20 protein-coding genes are annotated in these 22079 nt (G+C 65.9%); 1 reads left to right on the forward strand and 19 read right to left on the reverse strand.

Going from position 1 to position 22079, the window contains the following annotated elements; genetic code table 11:
• Window positions 1-2 precede the first annotated feature (2 nt).
• The 17 genes from ASD73_RS08070 to ASD73_RS08150 all read right to left on the reverse strand — a co-directional run bounded on the left by ASD73_RS08070 (window position 3) and on the right by ASD73_RS08150 (window position 18375).
• Window positions 3-941: a cell division protein FtsQ/DivIB gene (locus ASD73_RS08070; RefSeq protein ID WP_056371319.1), complete on the reverse strand. Its 939-nt coding sequence runs from the start codon at window positions 939-941 to the stop codon at window positions 3-5.
• Entirely contained in the window at window positions 938-1864 is a 927-nt protein-coding gene (locus tag ASD73_RS08075; RefSeq protein WP_056371320.1) for a D-alanine--D-alanine ligase, read from the reverse strand. Before ASD73_RS08075 ends, ASD73_RS08070 begins: the two co-directional genes overlap by 4 nt.
• Window positions 1861-2772 (reverse strand): UDP-N-acetylmuramate dehydrogenase, encoded by a 912-nt coding sequence (gene murB, locus ASD73_RS08080; protein WP_056371322.1) that lies wholly within the window; start codon window positions 2770-2772, stop codon window positions 1861-1863. Before murB ends, ASD73_RS08075 begins: the two co-directional genes overlap by 4 nt.
• Window positions 2769-4199 (reverse strand): UDP-N-acetylmuramate--L-alanine ligase, encoded by a 1431-nt coding sequence (murC, locus tag ASD73_RS08085; protein WP_056371324.1) that lies wholly within the window; start codon window positions 4197-4199, stop codon window positions 2769-2771. Before murC ends, murB begins: the two co-directional genes overlap by 4 nt.
• The gene (gene murG, locus ASD73_RS08090) at window positions 4199-5383 is read right to left on the reverse strand and encodes an undecaprenyldiphospho-muramoylpentapeptide beta-N-acetylglucosaminyltransferase (RefSeq protein WP_056371325.1); all 1185 of its coding nucleotides are present in this window, start codon (window positions 5381-5383) and stop codon (window positions 4199-4201) included. The genes murC and murG overlap by 1 nt, the downstream gene beginning before the upstream one ends.
• Complete coding sequence (locus tag ASD73_RS08095; RefSeq protein ID WP_200934913.1) at window positions 5380-6615, reverse strand: FtsW/RodA/SpoVE family cell cycle protein; 1236 nt, start codon at window positions 6613-6615, stop codon at window positions 5380-5382. Before ASD73_RS08095 ends, murG begins: the two co-directional genes overlap by 4 nt.
• Window positions 6612-7916: a UDP-N-acetylmuramoyl-L-alanine--D-glutamate ligase gene (gene murD / locus ASD73_RS08100; protein WP_056371327.1), complete on the reverse strand. Its 1305-nt coding sequence runs from the start codon at window positions 7914-7916 to the stop codon at window positions 6612-6614. Before murD ends, ASD73_RS08095 begins: the two co-directional genes overlap by 4 nt.
• Window positions 7913-8983: a phospho-N-acetylmuramoyl-pentapeptide-transferase gene (mraY, locus tag ASD73_RS08105; RefSeq protein ID WP_056371329.1), complete on the reverse strand. Its 1071-nt coding sequence runs from the start codon at window positions 8981-8983 to the stop codon at window positions 7913-7915. The genes murD and mraY overlap by 4 nt, the downstream gene beginning before the upstream one ends.
• Window positions 8983-10359 carry a UDP-N-acetylmuramoyl-tripeptide--D-alanyl-D-alanine ligase gene (locus tag ASD73_RS08110; protein ID WP_056371331.1) on the reverse strand — a complete coding sequence of 459 codons (1377 nt, stop codon included), beginning with the start codon at window positions 10357-10359 and terminating at the stop codon, window positions 8983-8985. The genes mraY and ASD73_RS08110 overlap by 1 nt, the downstream gene beginning before the upstream one ends.
• Entirely contained in the window at window positions 10356-11795 is a 1440-nt protein-coding gene (locus ASD73_RS08115) for a UDP-N-acetylmuramoyl-L-alanyl-D-glutamate--2,6-diaminopimelate ligase (RefSeq protein ID WP_056371333.1), read from the reverse strand. Before ASD73_RS08115 ends, ASD73_RS08110 begins: the two co-directional genes overlap by 4 nt.
• Window positions 11795-13483, reverse strand: a complete 1689-nt coding sequence (locus tag ASD73_RS08120) for a peptidoglycan D,D-transpeptidase FtsI family protein (RefSeq protein WP_056371335.1) — start codon at window positions 13481-13483, stop codon at window positions 11795-11797. The genes ASD73_RS08115 and ASD73_RS08120 overlap by 1 nt, the downstream gene beginning before the upstream one ends.
• Complete coding sequence (locus ASD73_RS08125; RefSeq protein ID WP_056371337.1) at window positions 13480-14094, reverse strand: hypothetical protein; 615 nt, start codon at window positions 14092-14094, stop codon at window positions 13480-13482. The genes ASD73_RS08120 and ASD73_RS08125 overlap by 4 nt, the downstream gene beginning before the upstream one ends.
• A complete protein-coding gene (rsmH, locus tag ASD73_RS08130; RefSeq protein ID WP_056371338.1) occupies window positions 14088-15056 on the reverse strand; it encodes a 16S rRNA (cytosine(1402)-N(4))-methyltransferase RsmH in 969 nt (322 codons plus the stop codon). The genes ASD73_RS08125 and rsmH overlap by 7 nt, the downstream gene beginning before the upstream one ends.
• A complete protein-coding gene (locus ASD73_RS08135; RefSeq protein WP_056371341.1) occupies window positions 15053-15553 on the reverse strand; it encodes a division/cell wall cluster transcriptional repressor MraZ in 501 nt (166 codons plus the stop codon). Before ASD73_RS08135 ends, rsmH begins: the two co-directional genes overlap by 4 nt.
• Before the next feature lie 277 nt (window positions 15554-15830).
• Window positions 15831-16970, reverse strand: coding sequence for a Gldg family protein (locus ASD73_RS08140; protein ID WP_056373373.1), 1140 nt, complete (start codon window positions 16968-16970; stop codon window positions 15831-15833).
• Window positions 16971-16990: 20 nt separating this feature from the next.
• Complete coding sequence (locus ASD73_RS08145) at window positions 16991-17389, reverse strand: hypothetical protein (RefSeq protein ID WP_056371343.1); 399 nt, start codon at window positions 17387-17389, stop codon at window positions 16991-16993.
• Window positions 17386-18375, reverse strand: coding sequence for a cysteine synthase A (locus tag ASD73_RS08150; RefSeq protein ID WP_056373375.1), 990 nt, complete (start codon window positions 18373-18375; stop codon window positions 17386-17388). The genes ASD73_RS08145 and ASD73_RS08150 overlap by 4 nt, the downstream gene beginning before the upstream one ends.
• A 193-nt stretch (window positions 18376-18568) precedes the next feature.
• On the opposite strand from ASD73_RS08150, the gene ASD73_RS08155 reads away from it, so the two are divergent.
• Window positions 18569-20695: a TonB-dependent receptor gene (locus ASD73_RS08155; protein ID WP_056371345.1), complete on the forward strand. Its 2127-nt coding sequence runs from the start codon at window positions 18569-18571 to the stop codon at window positions 20693-20695.
• 61 nt (window positions 20696-20756) lie between these two features.
• On the opposite strand, the gene ASD73_RS08160 is transcribed toward ASD73_RS08155, so the two are convergent.
• Window positions 20757-21296, reverse strand: a complete 540-nt coding sequence (locus ASD73_RS08160; RefSeq protein ID WP_056371347.1) for a hypothetical protein — start codon at window positions 21294-21296, stop codon at window positions 20757-20759.
• Between the two features lie 33 nt (window positions 21297-21329).
• Complete coding sequence (gene fabG / locus ASD73_RS08165; protein ID WP_056371349.1) at window positions 21330-22070, reverse strand: 3-oxoacyl-[acyl-carrier-protein] reductase; 741 nt, start codon at window positions 22068-22070, stop codon at window positions 21330-21332.
• Window positions 22071-22079 lie beyond the last annotated feature (9 nt).

Below are 22079 nucleotides of genomic sequence, written 5' to 3' on the forward strand. Positions count from 1 at the left end.
GCTTATCCCTTCTCCGCCGAGGCTTCGGCGACGGCGTCGACCGCGGCGCGCGCATCGTCGAGCTTTGCGGGTGCTACCTGCCCTTCGTGCGGAAGGCGTAGCACGAACCGCGCGGGATCGCGCATGTCGAAGCGCAATATGCCGCGCCCGAGCAAGCGGTTGGCGCCGTCCATATGCGCGAATTTGGCGAGCGCCGCCTTCGCCTCGGCTTCGCCTTCGGGAAGCGAGAGCGTTTCGCCGCTACGGAAGCGCAGGTCCCAGCGGCGATTGCCGACCCAGGTCGCGCCCGCGAGCAATTCCTTGAGGCTGCTCGCCTCGGTCAGCAGCCGGTCGAGGTCTTGCGAGCGCTGGTTCGCCTTCGGCCCGATGACGAGCGGCAAGTCGGGCATCGTCGCGACCGTTACGGGTTCGAGCACGACGCCTTTTTCGTCAATGAGCGACAGGCGGTTATTATGCTGCCAGATTGCCGCAGGGGTGCGCTCGACGATATCGACAACGAGCGTGTCGGGCAGACGCCGCGACACGCGCGCATCCTTGATCCAGCCGTAGCGCATCAGGTCGCCGCGGACATCCTCGAGGTCGACCGCCGCCATCGAGCGGTCCTTCTGCGCCAGCGCGATGTCATAGACTTTCAGCCGGTCGATGCGGTCGGCGCCGACCACCTCGACCTTCTTGACCTGGAAACCGGCGCGGCCGACCGCCTGCGCATATTCCTCGTGGATCTTTGCGGTCACGCCGGTGGCATGCGCGCCGATCGCGACGACAGCGCACAGGCTGAGCCCGATCGTCCAGTTGGCGACCTTCTGCAGCCGCTGCGGGCTGATCGGCAGCGCGTTGATGATCGCGTTGAGACGCGAGGCCTGGACCTTCCGCCGCTTCTTCGGCGCACGCGCCGGGCGGCGCGGCGGCGCCTTCCCCCGCTTGATCTGTGTCTTGCTCATGATAACGCTTCCCCCACGATGCGTTCGACCAGTTCGGCATAATCCATGCCTACCGCGCGCCCCTGTTCGGGCACGAGGCTGAGCGCTGTCATGCCCGGCTGGGTGTTGACCTCGAGCAGGAATATCCCCGCGAGGCCATGTTCGTCGTCCCAGCGAAAATCCGAGCGCGATACGCCCTTGCAGCCGAGCAGGCGGTGCGCCTGGATCGCCAGATCCTTCATCCGCTGCGCCACCTCATCGGGCACGTCGGCGGGGCAGACATGTTCGGTCAGCCCTTCGGTGTATTTGGCGTCATAGTCGTAAAAGCCCGACTTCACACGCAGTTCGGTGACGGCAAGCGCCGTGCCGCCGAGCACCGCGACGGTCAGCTCGCGGCCTTTGATAAAGGGCTCGGCGAGCAGCCGGTCGAATTCCTGCCAAGGGCCCACGGCTTCGCGCGCGATCGGGTTGCCGTAATTGCTGTCGTCCTTAACGATCGCGACGCCGACCGACGAGCCTTCGTTGACGGGTTTGAGCACATAGGGGCGCGGCAAGGGGTCGACTGTAAAGAGGCTTTCGCTGTCGACCATCGTCCCCGTCGGCATCGGAATACCATGCGGCACGAGCGCCTGCTTCGTCAATTCCTTGTCGATCGCGATCACCGAGGTCACGAGGCCGCTGTGCGTATATTTAAGGCTCATCAGGTCGAGCATGCCCTGCACGGTGCCATCCTCACCCGGAACGCCGTGGAGCGCGTTGAACACGACATCGGGCTTCGCCTCGGCCAGCCGCAATGCAACGTCGCGGTCCATATCGATGCGCGTGACCTTATGGCCGCGACTTTCCAGCGCGTCGGCGACGCCATTGCCGCTCATCAGCGACACTTCGCGTTCGGCCGACCAGCCGCCCATCAGGACGGCGACATGCCACGGACCCCGGCTCACTTCGCCACTCCCACGCGCTGAATCTCCCATTGCAGTTCGATGCCGCTCTTGTCCTTCACGCGGCGGCGGACTTCCTCGCCGAGTGCTTCGATATCGGCGCTGGTCGCATCGCCGGTGTTGATGAGGAAATTGGTGTGTTTCTCGCTGACCTGCGCGCCGCCGACCGCGAAACCGCGGCATCCGGCCTCATCGACAAGCTGCCACGCCTTGTGGCCGTCGGGGTTCTTGAAGGTCGAGCCGCCGGTTTTCGAGCGCAACGGCTGCGAGGCCTCGCGGCTCGCCGAGATACGATCCATTTCGGCCTGGATGGCTTCGCTCTCGCCGCGATGTCCACGGAAACGGGCCAGCACGACAATCGCGCCATCGGGCAATTCGGAATGGCGATAGCTATAATCCAGATCGGCGAGCGACAGCGTCCGGCATTCGCCCGAACGCAGCACGACTTCGCAGTCCACCAATATATCCTTGACCTCACCACCATAAGCGCCGCCGTTCATGCGCACGAAGCCGCCGACCGTGCCGGGTATCGAGCGCAGGAATTCCAGCCCCGCGATTCCGGCATCACGCGCCGTCGAGGAAACCAAGATGCCCGATGCGCCTCCGCCACACTCAAGCGTAACATGGTCGTCTGGATCCCAATCGCGGGTCACTTTGGCAAATGGCTTGCCCAATCGGACGACAACGCCCGGAAAACCACCATCTCGGACGATCAGATTCGATCCGAGACCGAGTGCCATCACAGGGATCGCGGGATCGAGGTGGCGAAGAAAATCTGCTAGGTCTCCGACATCCTTCGGCTCGAACAGCCAGTCGGCAGGGCCGCCCGACTTGAACCAGACGAGCGGCGCCAGCGGCGCCTTCGCCGTCAGCTTGCCGCGCACGGCAGGAAGGGTATCAGCCATGCTCATGCCGCCTCCACCGCGGCGGCGAGGCCCGCCGCCATCTTGGTGATGTCGCCTGCGCCGAGACAGATGATCTTATCGCCTGCGCCGAGATCGCCCGCGGCGATGCTCGCAGCGATGGCGGAGGCCAGCGCCTCGGCATCGGCGACGACATTCGCCTGGCGGTGGCCGCGATCGCGCAGACCTTCAACCAGGGCATCCGAGGACACGCCGTCGATCGGCGCTTCACCTGCCGCATAGACGGGCAGCGCCAGCACGATGTCGGCGTCGTTAAACGCCTGCTGGAAATCGTCCATATGATCGCGGAGACGCGTGAAACGGTGCGGCTGGACGACGCCGACGACGCGGCCCGCGCCGACGCCTTCGCGTGCGGCGGACAGAACAGCGCGGATTTCGACGGGATGATGCGCATAATCGTCGATCACCGTTACAACGCCGTCACCCGCGGTGATCTCGCCGACCTTGGTGAAGCGGCGCTTGACCCCGGCGAAGCCGTCGAAGCCCGACACGATCTTGTCGTCGGAAACGCCCATGTGGAGGGCGACGGCGATCGCCGCCAGCGAGTTCTGGACATTGTGGCGGCCCGACATCGGCAAATGAATGCCCTCGATCGTGCGGCTGTGACCGTCGCGGTCGCGAACGACGACGTCGAAGCGGTTGCCGTCGGGGCCGGGCGTCACATTGGTGCCGCGCACGTCGGCCTGCGCCGAAAAACCATAGGTGATAATGCGCCTGTCGCGGATGCGCGGGATGATCGCCTGCACCTCGGGATGGTCGAGGCAGAGCATCGCGGCGCCATAGAAGGGCACATTCTCGATAAACTCGACGAACGCGTCCTTGATCGCGTCGAAGCTGCCATAATGGTCGAGATGTTCGGGGTCGATGTTGGTGACGACCGCGATCGTGCCGTCGAGGCGCAGGAAACTGCCGTCGCTCTCGTCGGCCTCGACGACCATCCAGTCGCTGGCGCCGAGGCGCGCGTTCGAGCCGTAATTGTTGATGATGCCGCCGTTGATCACGGTCGGGTCGATCCCGCCCGCGTCGAGCAAGGCCGCAACGAGGCTGGTCGTTGTCGTCTTGCCGTGCGTACCCGCAATCGCGACGGTCGATTTCAGGCGCATCAGCTCGGCGAGCATTTCGGCGCGGCGGACGAGCGGGATGCGGCCGGCGAGCGCCGCCTCAACCTCGGGATTGCCGCGCTTGACCGCGGTCGAGGTGACGACGACCTGGGCGCCATCGACGTTCGACGCCTGATGCCCGATCGCGACCTTGATCCCGCGCTTGCGCAGACCCTCGACGACGTAGCTGTCGGCGATGTCGCTGCCCTGCACCTGATAGCCAAGGTTGTGCATCACCTCGGCAATGCCCGACATGCCGATGCCGCCGATGCCGATGAAATGGATGGTGCCGATGTCGGTCGCGACGCCGCGCATCATTTATCTCCCGTGCGGGCGGAGGCCATGCCGCTTGCGGCCGCGCGCTGGCCAGAGGACGCACCGACGCGGATCACGTCCATCATCGGCGGCGCGACGAGCGATTCGACAAGGTCGGCAAGATCGCGCGTCGCGTCGGGAAGGCCGCAGCTCGCCGAGCGTTCGGCCGCCGCTTCGAGCGCGCCGGGTTCGAGCGCCATGCGCTGGATATGCTTCGCAACCTCGGCCGGGGTGAAATCGGGTTGCTGAAACGCGATCGCCCCGCCCGCTTCGACGAGGTCGACGACATTATATGTCTGGTGGTCGTCCATCGCGTGCGGATAGGGGACGAAGATCGCCGGGCGACCCGCGCAGGCGAGCTCGGCGACGGTCGAAGCGCCCGCCCGCGCGATCACGAGATGCGCCCAGCGCAGCCGCTCGGGGAAATCGGCGATATAGGGGGCACATTCGGCGGCAACGCCGAGTTCGGCATATTTGGCGCGCACCGTTTCCAGATCGGCCTCGCGGCACTGCTGCACGACTTGCAGGCGGCTGAGCAGCGCGGGGGGCAACATCGCGATGGCGGCGGGAACGACCTCGCTGAGCACCGTCGCACCAAGGCTGCCGCCGACGACGAGGAGGCGAACAATGCCGTCCTCGGGAAGCGGCGGGTAGCCATCTTCGCGGATTGCGATGATTTCGTCGCGCACCGGATTGCCGGTGATATGCTTCTTGAGTTCATACCCCTCGGGGTAGCGCTGGATGTTGTGATAGGCGACCGCAACCGCGTCGACGCGCGGCGACATCATCCGGTTGACGCGGCCGAGCACGGCATTCTGTTCGTGGAGCACGCGCGGCCGCTTCATCGCGCCCGCGGCAAGCAGGCTGGGAAGCGACGGATAGCCGCCGAAGCCGACGACGACCGCCGGGTCGAACTCGTTGATCAGGTCGATCGCCATGCGGCGACCCTTACGGATCGCGAGCGCGGCCTTGAGCCAGCCGACAGGGCCGCCCGATACGCGACCGGCAGGCAGGACGTGCGTTTCCATCTCGGCAGGGGCGCCGGGAATCTTGAGCCCGCGGTCGTCGCTGACCAGCGCGACGCGGTGCCCGCGCGAAATCAGTTCGCCCGCGAGGGCGTAGGCGGGCAGCATATGTCCCCCCGTCCCGCCCGCGGCGAGAAGGAAGTGGCGAGTTGCGGTCATTTCTTGTTCCAGTTTCGGGTCATCGACACCCGTGCCGCATAGGGGTTTCGCCGGGTCAGCGACAAGAGCAAACCCATGCCGATCGACAAAGCGATGAACGAAGAGCCGCCATAGCTGATGAAGGGCAAGGTCATCCCCTTCGACGGGAAGATTTGCGTGTTCACCGCCATGTTGATCACCGCCTGCCCGCCGAACTGCGCGATCAGGCCCGCGACCGCGAGGATCAGGAAGCTGTCTTCCTCATCGAGCAGGCGGACGAGGACGCGGACGATGATCGCGAGATAGAGGACCGCGATCGCGATGCACGCGATCATCCCGAACTCCTCGCCGATGACCGAGAAGATATAGTCGGTGTGCGCCTCGGGCAGCTGGAACTTGGCGAGCCCCGCACCGGGGCCGGTGCCAATGAGGCCGCCGGCGGTCAGCGTCGCATGCGCTTTGTCGACCTGAAAGCTGTCACCCTCGGCGAACAGCCAGATGTTGATGCGCTGCTGCGCGACCGGGTAGAAGAAATAGGCGAGCACGAGCCCGACCACCCCGGCTCCCGCGAGACCGGCCAGAATCCGCATCGACAGCCCAGCGACCATCACCAGCACCAGCCAGGTTGCGACGAAGATGACCGTCTGCCCCAAGTCGGGCTGGCCCATGAGGAGCAGCGCGATGACGCCGGTGAGCGCGAGCGCCAGTGGCACGACCGGCAGGCTCTGGTCGTGCAGCCGAAGCGACAGCACCCAGGCGAGCGCGACCGCGAAGAAAGGCTTGAGGAACTCCGAAGGCTGAAGGCGGAATACCCCGCTGCCGATCCACCGCTGCGCGCCATTCACCGACGTGCCGACCAGCGGTACGAGGAAGAGCAGGAACAGGAAGGCGACAGTGCCATAAATGGCGAAGCGGCGCGCCTGCGGCTTGGGCAGCATCGACACCATCAGCATCACCGGCACGCCGACGATCACCCACATCAGCTGGCGGTAGAAATAATAGAGCGGGTCGAGCGACGCGATCGAGGTCGACAGCTTCTGTGCGGCAACAGGCGAGGCGGCCGCCACGGCCACCAGCCCGACCGCGACAAGGATCGACACGAGCAGCAGCAGTACGCGGTCGATTTCCCAGAACCACAGGCCGAGCGGCGTGCGGTCGGCGCGGCTGAGGCGCGGGCCGCGGCGTTTCGTGGTGCGCGTGGCGGCGATCACCGGCCTTTCGGTCGCGCTGTCCATATTGTCTCCCCCGCTCATGCCCCAAGCGCCTGAACGGCGGCGCGAAACGCATCGCCGCGCTGCTCATAATCCTTGAACTGATCGAACGACGCGCAGGCCGGCGAAAGCAGCACGATGTCCCCGGGCTTCGCGGCGGCCGCGGCTTGTTTCACCGCCGTCGCGATGTCGCCCGACCGTTCGACCGGAATCGCATCGCCGATTTCGGCCGCGAACGGCTCCATCGCCTCGCCGATCAGATAGGCGCGTTTGACATGGCCGAACCACGGACGGCATGCCGCGAGTCCATCGCCCTTGGCCTTACCGCCCGCGATCCAGTGCAAACGCTGGTCCGGCGCCGGCGGGAAAGCCGCCAGCGCCGGTGCAGCGGAAGCCGCGTTGGTAGCCTTGCTGTCATTGAACCAGCTGACCCCCCCGACTTCGCCGACCAATTCCATACGATGCGGCAGCGACTTGTAGGTCGCGAGTCCGCGTTCGATCTGTTCGTCATTCAGCCCCAGCACGCGGCACACGGCGATCGCGCACACGGCGTTCTGGGCATTGTGCGGCCCCTGCAAAGCAGGCCAGCGCGCCTGATCGACCGGGTCGACATCCTTTGCCGACACGCGGTGGAGGCGGTGATTGATCCGGCTCGCAATCATCTTCGACGGATCGTCGTCGATCGCGACGATCGCGACCTGATCGCGGTGCTGGAGCGAGAAGATCCGCGCCTTCGACGCGGCGTAACCGGTGAAGCCGTCGTAGCGGTCGAGGTGATCGGGGCTCAGGTTGGTGAGCACCGCAACATCGCACGCAAGGCTGTGTGAAAGGTCGATCTGGTAGCTCGACAGTTCGAGGACGTAGACCCCGCCTTCGGGAAGCGGATCGCGCGAAAGGATCGGCAGGCCGATATTGCCGCCCATCAGCGCCGGGATGCCCGCACTTTCGAGCATGTGCGTGATCAGCGCGGTGACGGTCGACTTGCCGTTGGTGCCCGTGATGCCGACGACCTTGTGCGCGGGCAGCTCGTCACGCGCCTCAGCAAAAAGCTCGATGTCGCCGATCACCGGCACATGCGCCTCGCGTGCGTGCGCGGCGATCGGGTGACGATTCAATGGCACGCCGGGCGACACGACGACGCCCGCGAAGCCGATCAGGTCGATCTCGAGCGGATTGCCGATGTCGGCGCCCAATGCCATCGCATCGTCGCGCGCGTCCTCACGGTCGTCCCACGCGGTCACGCCCGCGCCGCTGGCGACGAGCGCCTCGACAGTCGCCAGACCCGAGCGCGCCAGTCCCAGCACCGCGTAGCGGCGACCGGCAAAGGCGCGCGAGGAGATCACCGGAGTTTCAAGGTCGCGAGTCCGGCGAGCGCAAGGACGATCGAGACGATCCAGAAGCGGATGACGACGGTGGATTCGGGCCAGCCCAGTTGTTCGAAATGATGGTGGATCGGCGCCATGCGGAACACGCGCTTGCCGGTGCGCTTGTACCAGAAGACCTGGATGATCACCGACAACGCCTCGACCACGAACAGCCCGCCGACGAGCACGAGGACAAGCTCATGCTGCGCCGTCACCGCGATCGTGGCGAGTGCGCCGCCGAGCGCAAGGCTGCCGGTATCGCCCATGAATACGGCCGCGGGGGGCGCATTGAACCACAGAAAGGCCAGGCACGCACCGATGATCGCAGCGGCGAACACCGCGAGCTCACCCGCGCCGGGGACGTGCGGGATGCCGAGATAGCCCGCGAACTTCACGTTGCCCGACAGATAAACGATAACGAGGAAGGTCAGGCTGGCGATGATCACCGGGAAGGTCGCGAGGCCGTCGAGCCCGTCGGTCAGATTCACAGCGTTGCCGAAGCCGACGATCAATATCATCGCAAAGACATAATAAAGCGGCCCGAGCGGGATAACGACGCCGCTGAAGAAGGGCAGATAAAGGTCGGTTCCGGTGCGCGAGACGATCAGCAGCACCGCGACGCCCGCGATGAAGAATTCGATGAGCAGGCGCACGCGCCCCGGAATCCCGCGGTGGCTGGCCTTGGTGACCTTGTCGAGATCGTCGAGGAAGCCGACCGCGGCGAACCCGCCGGTCACAAAGATGCATGCCCAGACGAATCGGTTCGAAAGGTCCATCCACAGCAAGGCTGAGATCATCAGCGAGATCAGAATCATGAGCCCGCCCATCGTCGGCGTGCCCTTTTTGGCGAGGTGGCTTTGCGGGCCATCCTCGCGGATTGGTTGACCCTTGCCCTGTCGCATCCGCAGCATCAGGATGAAGCGTGGGCCGATCCACAGCCCCAGGATCATCGCGGTCGCGACCGCGGCGCCCGAGCGGAAGCTCAGGTAGCGAATGAGGTTGAGAGCCCCCGGAAAGCCAAGCCATTCCGCCAGCCAATAAAGCATCAATAATCCCCGTTGGTCAGCGCCGTCACGACATGCGACAGCCCGACGCTGTTCGACCCCTTGACCAGCACGGCGTCGCCCGGACGGATCAGGTCCTTCAGCCGCCCTACCGCGGCCGAGTGGGCGGGCACATGCTCGAAATCGATGCGTCCCTCAAGCGCTTTGGCGAGCGGCGTCATCTCTTCGCCGACAAGCAGGGCGAATTGCACCCCCGCCGCGACGAGCGGAGCCGCGAGATCGGCGTGATACGCCTCGCCGCCGGCCCCGAGTTCCTTCATCGCACCCAGAATCGCGACCTTGCGGTCGGCGGATTCGGTCGCGAGCTGCCCGATCGTGGCGGCCATCGAGGCGGGGTTCGCATTATAGCTTTCGTCGATGACGAGGATGTGACCGCCCGGAACCTCGACGCGATGGCGCGCGCCGCGACCGACAAGCCCGCCCATCTCGGCAAAAGCGAGGCCGGCTGCGGGAAGGTCGCCGCCAACCGCTCTGACGGCCGCGAGCACGGCAAGCGAATTCGACACCCAATGCGCGCCCGCTTGCGCGATCGTAAAGCAGAGAAGCGAATCCTGGACCTGCGCCGTGACGAGCGAGCCGCCCCGCCCGTCGGATAGCCAGTCGACCGCGCGCACATCGGCGCCGGCGCCAAGGCCGAAACTGACGATGTGCGCAGCGTGTTTTTCCGCCTTGGCGCGCAGCCTTTCATAATGCGGGCTGTCGAACGGGACGATCGCGGTGCCGCCGGGTTCGAGTCCTTCGAAAATCTCTCCCTTCGCGTCGGCAATCGCCTCTTCGCTGCCGAAATATTCCATATGCGCCGGGGCGATGGTGGTGACGATCGCGACGTGCGGGCGCACCATGCGCGTCAGTTCGGCAAGCTCGCCCGCGTGACTCATCCCCATTTCGAACACACCGAAATCGGCAGTTGAGGGCATGCGCGCGAGGCTCAATGGCACGCCGACATGATTGTTGTAGCTTTTGACCGAGCGGTGCGCCTTGCCGGGGCGGAAGCGGTCGAGCGCGGCGAACAGCGCTTCTTTCGTGCCCGTCTTACCGGCCGAGCCGGTCACGCCGATAATGCGGCTATGGCTGCGCGTGCGCGACGCGACACCCAGTGCGTTCAACGCCTCGGCGCTATCGGCGACGCGAACGCGGGGATGGTCGATTTCATTTTCGCAGACAATGCCCGCGGCGCCAGCCGCAATCGCCTTGTCGATGAACTTGTGGCCGTCGGTCGCCTCACCTTTCATCGCGATGAAGAGGTCGCCCTTCGTCACTTCGCGCGAATCGAAGGCGACACCCTGCACGGTGAAGTCGGCGCTCGCCTCGCCCCCGGTAGCAGTTGCAATCGCGCGCGCGGTCCAGAGCGGGTTCATGCCGCCTCCTCGCGCGCGACGGTCACGTCGTCGAAGGGGATGACGCGTATCGCGTCGCCGCGGCCAACGATCTGGCCCTGTTCGTGCCCCTTGCCCGCGATACAGATGATGTCATCGGCGCGCCCTTCGACGATCGCGGCGGCGATCGCGGCGCGGCGGTCGCCGATGACCTGCGCAGCGGGTGCAGCGGCAGCGATTGCGCCCCGAATGACGGCGGGGTCTTCGCCGCGCGGATTGTCGTCGGTGATGATCAGCACGTCGGACTTGGCAGCAGCGACCTTGCCCATCTCGGGGCGCTTCGCCTGGTCGCGGTCGCCGCCGGCACCGAAAACGAGGATCAGGCGGCCGGTTGCGTGCGGGCGCAGCGCGTCGAGCGCGGCTTCGATCGCATCGGGCGTATGCGCATAATCGACATAAACGGGCGCGCCGGTCCGGGTGATCGCCGCGCGTTCGAGGCGGCCGCGCACCGGCTGCAGCCGCGCGAGGTTGCCGAGCGTCTGCGCCGCGTCGCCGCCGGTCGCGATCACGAGCCCCGCCGACACGAGCGCGTTCGCGACCTGATAGGCGCCGATCAGCGGCAGGTCGACCTTTTGCGTGAGGTCGCCCGCCGCGATGACGAGCGCCTGGCCAAGCTGGGTCGGCTCGCGCGAAACGAGGCGGAGCGTTTCGCCCTTGGTGCCGACGGTCAGCAGACGGACGCCGCGTGCCTTCACCGCGTCGATCACCGGCGCCGAATATTCGTCGTCGGCCCATATCACCGCCGCGCCGCCGGGCGCGACGACTTCGGAGAAAAGCCGCAGCTTGGCGGCGAGATAGGCGTCCATCGTGCCGTGATAGTCAAGATGATCGTGGCTGAGATTGGTGAATGCGGCCGCCTTCACCGACAGACCTTCTGTGCGATACTGATCAAGCCCGTGACTCGATGCCTCGAAGGCGGCGTGGGTAATGCCTTCGGCGGCGAGACCCGACATGTTCGAGAGAAAGGTGACGATGTCGGGGGTCGTCAGCCCTGTCGAGGCGCTATCCTGCGAGGTGGTGATGCCGAGCGTACCGATCGACGCGGCGTTGAACCCGGCCATCCGCCACAGTTGGCGCGTCATTTCGACCGTCGACGTCTTGCCGTTCGTGCCCGTCACCGCGACGCAGGTCGCGGGAAACCGGTGAAAGAAGCGCGCGGCGATGTGTGCGAAGGCACGGCGCGGGTTGGCATCGGCGACATGCACCGCGCCCTCTACACGCGCTTCAGGCCGCGCGACGACCGCGACGGCCCCCGCCTCCACTGCGGCGTCAATGAAATCCTCGCCGTTGAAATTCTCACCGACGAAGGCGCCAAAGATAGTTCCCGGCGCGACCTTGCGATGGTCGATCGCGAGTCCCGTAACAACGGGATCGCTGCCCTCCAGCGCCTGATCTTCGAGCAGCGCGGTGAGACGCATCAGTGCGTTTCCTCGTTTCTCCGCAGCAAGGGGATGAGTTCGGAGACATCAACGTCGCGGCTTTCGTCGGGGAAGACGCCCAACATCGGCCCCGCGCGGGTCACGACCTTGCGCACCACGGGCGCTGCGGTCCAGCCGGCGGTGCGCTGGCCCGAACTATACGCGTTGCCCTTTGGCTCGTCGATCATCACGATCACCACATAGCGCGGATTGTCCATCGGGAAAGCCGCCGAGAAGGTCGAGACGAGCGAATGGCGGCGATAGCCGCCCGCGCCCGGCTTTTCGGCTGAACCGGTCTTGCCCCCGACGCGGAAGCCCGGCGCGTTCGCCTGCTTGCCGGTGCCGTCCGAGACGATGAGACGCAGGAGCTGGCGCATCCGCGCGCTGGTCGCCGCCTTGAACACGCGGCGACCCTGCGGCGGCGCCTTGTCGCCGAGCTTCATCAGCGTCGCGGGGCGGTAGATGCCGCCGTTGACGAGCGCGGCATAGGCGCTCGCGAGATGCATCGGGGTCACCGCGATGCCGTGGCCATAGCTGGTCGTCATCGTGGTCACGCGGCCCCAGTCCCTCGGCCACAGCGGGAAAGCGCGTTCCTTGAGGTCGATCTGCGGGCGCTTGTCGAAATCGAGGTTGCGGAAGAGCCGCTCCAGATTTTCCCGCCCGAGTTCGTCAGCGATGCGCGCAGTTGCGATGTTCGAGCTTTCGATCAGCGTCTCGGGCACATTGTACCAGCGGCCGGGGTGGCTGTCGCGGATACGGAAGCCGGCAATCGGCAGCGGTGCCGACGCGTCGTAGCGGCGCGCCATACTAGTGATCGTGCCGTCATCGATGGCGGCAGCGATCGACAGCGGCTTGAAGGTCGAACCGAGCTCGTAGAGATTATAGGTGACGGCGTTGCGGCGCGTCGCCGGGTCGCTGCCGGTCAGCTTGTTCGGATTGAAGGTCGGTAGCGAGGTCATCGCCGCGACTTCGCCGGTGTGGACGTCGAGGATGATCCCCGCGCCACCGATTGCCTCGAGGTTCGCCACCGCTGAGCTCAGCTCGCTTTCGAGCACGCCCTGCACGCGCGCGTCGATCGACAGCGCCAGCGGCTCACCGCGTGTCGCCTTGTCGATCAGCCGCTGGTCGAACGCGCCTTCGACGCCGGTGACGCCGTGCCCTTCGGCATTGGTGAAGCCAAGCACATGCGCGGCCAAGGTCAGCTGCGGATAGAGGCGTTCCTTTTCGCGCGGGAAGTCGAAGCCGACGTCGCCGATCGCGTTCACTGCCGCGACCTGATCGGGCAACGCGCGGCGGCGGATATAGGTCGGGCGCGATCCGCTGACCTTGGCGAGCAGTTCCTCGCGCGGGGTGTCGGGGAAAATCTTGTGCAGTTCATCGGCGAGGTATTGCCGATTGTTGAGCAGCTTCGACGGGACGACGCGGATCGAATAGCCGTCGATCGTGCGCGCCAGCGGCACGCCGTTGCGGTCGACGATGTCGGCGCGCGCCGGAACGAAGGCGGTCGCCGCGTTGGCGCTTGACGAGGTATCGAATAGCGCGAAATAGAGGAGACGCACCGAGACAACGAAAAATGCCGCCATGAACAGCAGCATCAGGATCATCAAACGCTGTTGTGCGGTCAGCAATATCTGCTGCCGCACCCCGGCGGTTCGGACCCTCGTTGGACGGACGACCAGCGTGTTCATCGGCCGGGCTTGCCTCCTGCCGCTTCGGCGGCCGCCGCGCGCTTGAGGTCGGCAAGCGTCGATTCGGCGAGCAACTGGTCCTCGATCATCTTGAGCTGTTCGCGGCGGCGCGTCGGCGCCATCCGCGGCGTCACGTCGCTGCGGATGGCGGTGTCGGCCTGTGCGAGCACGACCGGCTTGGCGGCGACGGGCTTCGCGGCCGCGGGCTTGCTGGCGACCGGATTTTCTTTCGGCGCGCTAACAGCAGGCGTACCGACGGGCGACACCATAGCCATCAACACCGGCGCGACCTCGTTCGCGCCGCGGGCGCGCGGCAGGCGGTCGAGCGAGGCAAGCTGGCGTTCGCTTGCCAGATACTGACCCGCGTCGGGCGCCGAATAGCCGAAGGTGTCCGCATTCCACTGCTCGAGCTGGCGCATCGACGCACGTACCGCGAGTTCAGATTCGAGGTAGCGAATGTTGTCGCGCGTGCGGTCGATCTGCTTTTCGATGCGCGTCAGCTCGCTGCGCGTCGCCGCGACTTTCAGCGACACGGGATAGAGCATCATCGCGAAGATGAGCACGAGCAGGACCAGGCCGATTCCCTGGAGCTTGCGGGCCGCCATCAGCATGACATCGCCTCCTTCATCGAATGGGCCGGAGCTGCGGTCCGGACTGCGCTGCGCAGCGTCGCCGAACGGGCGCGCGGGTTGCGCGCCTCTTCGGCCTTGCCCGGCCGCACCTTGCGCGCCGGGGTTTCGAAAGTTGCGGCCCGCGCCAGAGGGGTAGGCGCGGGCCGGTGACGCGAACCAGCAGCATCGCCACCGCTTCGTTCGCGCAGGAAGTTCTTCACAATGCGGTCCTCGGTGCTGTGGAAACTCACGACCGCGAGCCGGCCGCCGGGACGCAGCAGCCGTTCGGCGGCGTTGAGGCCGGCCATCAGTTCGTCGAGTTCGGAATTGATGTAGATGCGGATCGCCTGAAAGCTCTTCGTCGACGGATCCTTCGGCGCGCCGGGCGGATGGCGGAGCGCCTTGCGGATCACCGTCGCGAGTTCGCCGGTGCGGGTCAGCGGACGCGCAGCGACAATCGCGCGTGCCACGCGGCGCGACTGGCGCTCGTCGCCATAATGAAAGAGCACGTCGGCGATGACATGCTCGTCGGCACTGTTTAGCCAGTCGGCGGCGCTTTCGCCTTCCTGCGCCATGCGCATGTCGAGCGGGCCGTCCTTCTGGAACGAGAAGCCGCGCTCGCCCTGATCGAGCTGCATCGACGACACGCCGATATCGAAGGTGATGCCGTCGACCGCATCGATCCCGCGCTCGGCAAGCAGCCGGTCGATCTCGCCGAAGCGGCCGCGGATCAAGGTCAGCTTGCCGCCGGCTTCCTCCACCAGCGCCTGCCCTCCGGCAATCGCATCGGGGTCGCGGTCGCACGCGATGACGTCGGCGCCCGCAGCGAGCATCGCGCGGGTGTAGCCGCCGGCACCGAAGGTCGCGTCGATATGGCGCTCGCCGGGAGCAATGGCGAGCGCGGCAAGGACTTCATCGCGGAGGACCGGATCGTGGCGCGGGTCGCGCGGGAGATCGGTCATTTTCGCCCCCTCCCCTTGGTCGCGTCCCATGACGCCGCGAGGCGCTGAAGCACCGGGTCGGCCTCGGCACATTCGGCGAGCGCCGGCAGCCACCAGATTTCGAGGCGGCGACCCGAGCCCACAAAAGCTGTCGCGCCGGCATCGCCGACGCGGTCGCGGTGGATGAAGCTGGGAAGGAAGCGACCGCTGTCGTCGAGCGTATAAGGCTCGGTATAGCTGAACCGCTTCTTGAACTCGGCATCTTCGTCGAAGTCGAGGTTGCGCAGCCGCGCGGTCTCGCGGTCGCGTTCGATCTCGCCGTTCAGCCGGTCGTACTGATCCTGGCCATAGGCGACGAGGCAAGGCAGCTTTTCGTGGAAACCGACCCAAAGCACGCGCTGGCCGTCCGCAATGAGGGGCACATTGTTGCGGAACTGTGAGGGGACGGCGATGCGCCCCTTGCCATCGATCGCGGCGAAACTGGTGCCCGCATACTGGCCGGGCGTCACAATCGCCATCGCTCTGCCCCCCGTATTCGCGCCACCGGGCAAAACTTCCCCGTCCCCGGAATCACGTGATTCCAGCTAGTTCGGCACGGGTGGAGAATGCCCCTCTCCGATTCCTGAGTATCAACTATAGATCGGGGTGGAAAGGGGTAATTTAGGGTGGAATAGGGAATCTAACCCACATTTACCGCAAAATGCCCTCCGAATTGGGTAAATACCGGCCCCACGGCGCAAAGCGGCACCGCGAGACATGCTTCGATCGGGGTAAATTGGGGCGGATACGCCCGACTCAGGCGGTGCGGGCGCGAATCCAGAGCGGATGCAGCAAGCTGTTTCCGGCACCGCGCCACAGACGGGCCGAAAGCCATTCCATCGTATCGGCTTGGCGCAGATGATGTGCGCCCGGAACGAGCGGACGCCATAGCGGTGCAAAGAGCAGGTCGGCATCCCCGATGAGCCAGACCTCACCCTGCCCCATCCGGCATTGCGCAAGGCGGCGATCGGCATAGGCGCGGCACGCCGACGGCAGGCGATCGAGGCGTCCCGCACTGAACAGGCGCAGGCGCGCGCCATCGACATCGACCGGCAGCGGCTTGCCCTCCTGCGCGGGTACGGCGCCCAAGGTCACGCCCCAATGGTCGAGCAGCGGCGTGAGCAGGCTCGTCACCGGTGCGTTGCGCGGATCGCCGAGCGGATGGCGCGCGGGCCAGCCCGACAGCGCATCGGCGAGTATGACCGCGCGCCCGCCGCCCCGCACGAACGCGTCGATCGCGACCAGTTCCTGCGGCGCGAGCGCACGCGGGTGTGCGAGCAACAGCGCCCCGCCCGGCGGCGGCACATGATCGGCGATGCTGTCGACCAGCGACACCGGACCGGCCGTCGTCAGCCGCGCGAGCCCCGGATCGTCATTCGTCCCTTCGGCGATCATCGCCGCGATGCCCTGGCTTGCCGACCAACGCAGCGGCAGGCCGGTGAGCATGGTGACGGCGGGCGCGTCCGCCGAAGCCGATGCGGGCCGATAGAGGACCCCGAGCAGCGCGTGCACCGCCCCGAACCAGCCGATCACGAGCAGAAATCCGGCGAGCCACGGCAGCAATTTAAACCGGCTGCGCCATTGGATGAGCCGGTCCGCGAGCCAAGCCGCGACGCCCCCCGCAAGGATCGCCAGGAGAAGCTGCAACCACGCCGCCGATCCGGCGAGCATGATGCCGAGCGAGGCCTGTATTATCGCGACAAGCGCGAGGGTGAGGAGGCAGGCGCGCCGCCGCGCTGCGACGGACTGACCGCGCTGCCACCAGGCCAAAAGCAGCATCGGTGGCGCGAGCAACGGGATCGCGAGCGCGGGATCGATGCGGCCAAGCAGCGCCTGTCCACCCGCGACCCACGCCAGCGCAACGATCGTGGCGGCAATTATGAAAGCGCGCAGCATGGGCCGGCGCGACGCCGCCGTCACTGGTTCGACTGGCGCGCGCGCTGGAGTGCAGGATCGGGCTCAAGGTCGGGCACGGTCGACGATGGTGGTGTCGCCTGCGGCACCTTTACCGGGGTCGCGGCATTTTCATCCTTCGACGAGGGCGACACCGCCTGGACGCCCAATTCCTCGAGCGGCGCGCCGCTGGTTTTCTCTTCCTCTCCCGGCATCTTGACTTCGGCGGCAGCCGTCGTGTCTCCGGCCGCGCTTTGCCGGGCGCGATCGCCGATCAACCCGGCCATGCCGACGAGCAGCAACACCGTGAGCACCCCGGCGATGCCGATCTGCAAGCGGCGCATCGTGTCGTTGACGGGAGCGGTGGCGGGTGGTGATGGCGCCTCTTTGGGCGACGAGGGGATTTCGATCCGCACGCTCATGCCACCGCCTCCCTTGGCGTCTCCAGTCCTTTGCTCGCCAGCCATTCGGGGTTGTAGAGCGTCGAGAGATAGCGAAATCCGCTGTCGCAGAGGATGGTTGCAATGCGCTTGCCCGGACCCAGCTGCCGCGCCAGCGCCATCGCGCCGGCGACGTTGATCCCCGATGACAGGCCGAGGCATAGCCCCTCGTCATCCAGCAGTTGGCGGACCACCGCGAGCCCCTCGGAATCGGAAATGCGGAACTGGGTGTCGATCGGCGCGCCGTCGAGATTGGCGGTGATGCGATTCTGACCGATCCCCTCGGCGACGCTATTGCCTTCGGCGCGCAGCTCGCCGCACTGATAGTAATTATAAAGCCCCGCGCCGTGCGGATCGGTGAGCGCGATGACGATGTCGGCATTGTGCGCCTTCAGGCCGAGTCCGGTTCCCGCGATCGTACCGCCGGTCCCCGCGGCGCAGGTAAAGCCATCGATGCGGCCGCCCATCTGCTCCCAAATCTCTTCGGCGGTGCCGAAGATATGCGATTTGCGGTTGGCGATATTGTCGAACTGGTTCGCCCAGATCGCGTTGTCGGTTTCTTCGGCGATGCGGCGCGAGGTGTGGACAAAATGGCCGGGGTTGGCGAACGGCGCGGGCGGAACGAGCACCAGCTCGGCACCCAGGGCGCGGATCGTCGCCATTTTCTCGGCGCTCTGATTGTCGGGCATCACGATGATCGTCTTGTAGCCGAGCGCATTGCCGACGAGCGCAAGTCCGATACCGGTATTGCCAGCGGTCCCCTCGACGATCGTCCCGCCCGGGCGCAGGCTGCCGTTCGCTTCGGCATCGCGGACGATATAGAGCGCGGCGCGGTCCTTCACCGATCCGCCGGGGTTGGCATATTCGCACTTGCCCCATATTTCGCAGCCGGTGGCTTCGCTCGGCCCCTTGAGCAGCACCAGCGGGGTGTTGCCGATGAGGTCGAGGCTGTTTGCAGCAATAGTCATGCGCATGATCTAGGGCGCCGCCCGCAGCCCCGCAAGACAGCTTCGCTTGCCCTGTCAATGTTCGACCTTTGTCGACCAACGGCCATCGAAGTCCGACGAACGACAGCCAAGGGTTACGTCAAGGGTTGCGATTGTAACAGTATATCATTACTGGAGCGCCGACAGGTCGCCATAACAACAGGACTCTCCCCTCATGCGTTTGCTTTGCTCCGCCGGTTTTACCTTTGCCTTATTCCTCGCCGCCCCCGCCTTTGCGCAGGACCGCGCCGCCGCGGGCAGCGATGACGATGTGCACACCGGCGAGCCGATCGTCGTCACTGCACCCTATGTCCGCAGCCTCGACATCCTCGGCAACGTGTCGGTGCTCGAAGGCGACGAGCTGGCGCGCGACATTCGCGGGCAGATCGGCGACACACTCACACGGCAACCGGGCGTGTCGGCGACGAGCTTCTCGCCGGGCGCCTCGCGTCCCGTCCTCCGTGGCTTTTCGGGCGAACGTGTGCGCGTGCTGACCGACGGCATCGGGTCGATCGACGCATCGAATACCTCCGCCGACCATGCAGTGACGATCGACCCGCTGACCGTCGAGCGCATCGAAATCCTGCGCGGCCCCGCAGTGCTGCTGTTCGGCAGCCAGGCGATCGGCGGCGCGGTGAACATGTTCGACCGCCGCATCCCGCGCAAAGTGCCCGCCGATCATGTCCATATCGACGCGATCGGCGGCTATGCGACCGCGGCGAACGACCGCAACATCGGCAGCTCGATCGACGTCGCGCTGAGCCCGCAGATCGTCGCGCATCTCGACGGCAGCTGGCGCAAGACGGGCGACACGCGCAGCGGCGGCTTCGTTTATGCTCCCGATATTCGCGGCGACCTGCTCCACCTCGCCGAACATGCGGTCGAGGACGGGCATCCCGACGAAGCGGCCGAACTGACCGCACAGGCGGGCAAGCGCGGCAAGATCGACAACACCCAAAGCGAGACATGGACCGCCGGCGGCGGCATCTCGCTGATCAACGACGGCGGGCAGCTCGGCATTTCGATCGGCTATTTCGACACCAATTATGGCGTGCCCGACCGGCCGAACACCGCGCATGACCATGGCGGCGAGGAAGAAGAAGGCGGCCATGAGCATGGCGAAGGCCCCGTCACGATCGGGATGAAGCAATGGCGCGCTGACCTGCGCGGCGAGGTCGAGCTGGGCGACGGCTTCTTCGACAAGCTGCGCATCCGTGCGGGCTTTGCTGATTACAAGCACACCGAGTTCGAAGGCGACGAGGTCGGCACCGTCTTTACCAACCAGGGCGTCGAAGGCCGGATTGAGCTGGCGCAGAACGACCGCGGCGGCTGGCGCGGCGCGAGCGGCGTGCAGTACAGCCACCGCGACTTCGACGCGGTCGGTGCCGAGGCGTTTGTGCCGCGTAACCTGACCGACCAGTTCGCGCTCTTTACGCTGCAGGAATATACGATGGGCTCGCTCGGCCTCGAAGCCGCGGCGCGCTATGAAAAGACCAATGTGCGCGCGCAGACGGTGGGCTTCGAGCGCAGCTTCGACGGCTTCTCGGGGGCGCTCGGTGCGACCTACGACATATTCGACGGCGCGAAATTCGGCGTCTCGGTATCGCGCGCAGTCCGGGCACCGTCAGCCGAGGAACTGCTGTCGAACGGTCCGCACATCGCGACGCAGAGCTTCGAGCTCGGTGACCCGAACCTCAAGCGCGAATCGAACTGGGGCGCCGAAGCCTCGTTCAAGATCAAGACCGACGCCTTCAACCTCAGCCTGACCGGCTATTCGAACTGGTTCGACAATTTCATCTATTCGGCCGCGACCGGCGCGGAAGAGGATGAACTGCCCGTCTTCCAATATTTCCAGCGCGACGCGCGCGTCTATGGCTTCGAAGCCGAGGCGAGCGCACGGCTGGCGCAGATCGGCGGGTTCAACATCGTCGGCGATGTGACCGCCGACATGACGCGCGCCAAGATCAAGAACGCCGGCCTCGACCGCAACGTGCCGCGCATTCCGGCGCTGCGGGTGCTGGGCGGACTCGAAGCGCAGGGCGAACGCATCGATGCGCGCGTCGAGGTCGAATGGACCGACGACCAGACGCGCGTCGCGCAGTTCGAGACGCCGACCGACGGCTTCACGTTGGTCAACGCCTCGATCAGCTGGCGCCCGCTTCCCGACACCAAGAATCTGACGCTGAGCCTTTCGGCGAACAATATCTTCGACGTCGAGGCGCGCCGTCATGCCAGCTTTACGAAGGATTATGTGCCACTGGCCGGACGCGATTTCCGGCTGACAGCCCGGGCGAGCTTCTAACCCCTCTCTCCGCTCGTCCCGAGGGTCGGGTCCGGTTCAGCCGGATCCGGCCCGTTCGGATTCAGAAGGCGAGTCGCTTGCGCTTGTTCCAGTAGATCGAGGTCGCGGCGGCATAGGCGCCGACCTTTTCCCACGCCGCGCCGTCGACTTTTTCAATGTCGACACCGCTTTCGATATAGGCCTGAACGATCTTCATGATCTGATCCTCGGTCATGTCGCCCGACAGATCGGGGTTCGCGCCGCCGGGACCGAAATCGAGCGCCTTGTCGACGATCACACTCGCCAGTCCGAGTTTTGCGATGTCGCTCATCAGCCATTCGCGTGAAATGCGCGCGAGGCTGTAGTCGAAATAGATACTTTTTTGCTCGGCGGCGATGCCATGGCGCGTCACGCAATCGTCGGTGACCGCGCCAAGCTGTTTGAACAGGGCCTCACGCGATGCTTCGTCGCCGCCACCCGCCATCGCAGCGCCGATCGAATTCTTGGCGCCGATCGGAACCGACGTGACGACACAATCGAACTTCTCGCCCTCCTGTGCCCGGGCGGCGCCCGGCAGCATCACCAGGGCAAGTGCAACGCCCGCCGTCAGACCCTTGTGCATCGACGAATCCTTCCGCCCTTAAGGTGCGACCTGTCAGGACAGCATGGCCATCCCGCCGTTCACATGCAACGTTTGACCGGTGACATAGCCCGCTTCTTTTGACGCCAGATAAACGACGGCGGCGGCGATATCGTCGCCAGCACCCATCCGGCCGGCCGGAATGCGCTGGTTGAGTGCCTCTTTCTGCGCGTCAGGCAGGTCGTCGGTCATCGCGGTGGCGATAAAGCCCGGCGCGACGCAGTTCGCGGTGACGCCGCGGCTCGCGAGTTCCTGCGCCAGCGCCTTGGTCATGCCGGTCACGCCCGCCTTTGACGCGGCATAATTGGCCTGCCCGGGGTTGCCCGTCGCGCCGACGACGCTGGTTATCGAGATGATGCGGCCGAAACGCGCCTTCATCATCGGCTTTGCGGCCGCGCGCGCGAGGCGGAAATTGGCCTCGAGGTTGATGCGGATGACGTCCATCCACTCCTCGTCCTTCATCCGCATGATCAGATTGTCGCGCGTCACCCCGGCATTGTTGACGAGGATATCGATTTGGCCGAGCGCTTCGACCGCCGACGGCACGAGCGCGTCGACCGCGGCCGCGTTGCCGAGGTTGCACGGCAGCGCGACATGATCGCCGCCGAGCGTATCGCGAAAGGCGTTCAGCTTGTCGGCGTTGGAGCCCGACACCGCGAGCCGCGCGCCCTGCGCCGCGAGCGCCTGCGCGATGGCCGAGCCGATGCCGCCCGAGGCGCCGGTGACGAGGGCGGTCATGCCGGTGAGATCGAACATCTGAATTTC

It is taken from the genome of Sphingopyxis sp. Root154 (assembly GCF_001427105.1).
GTDB lineage: Bacteria > Pseudomonadota > Alphaproteobacteria > Sphingomonadales > Sphingomonadaceae > Sphingopyxis.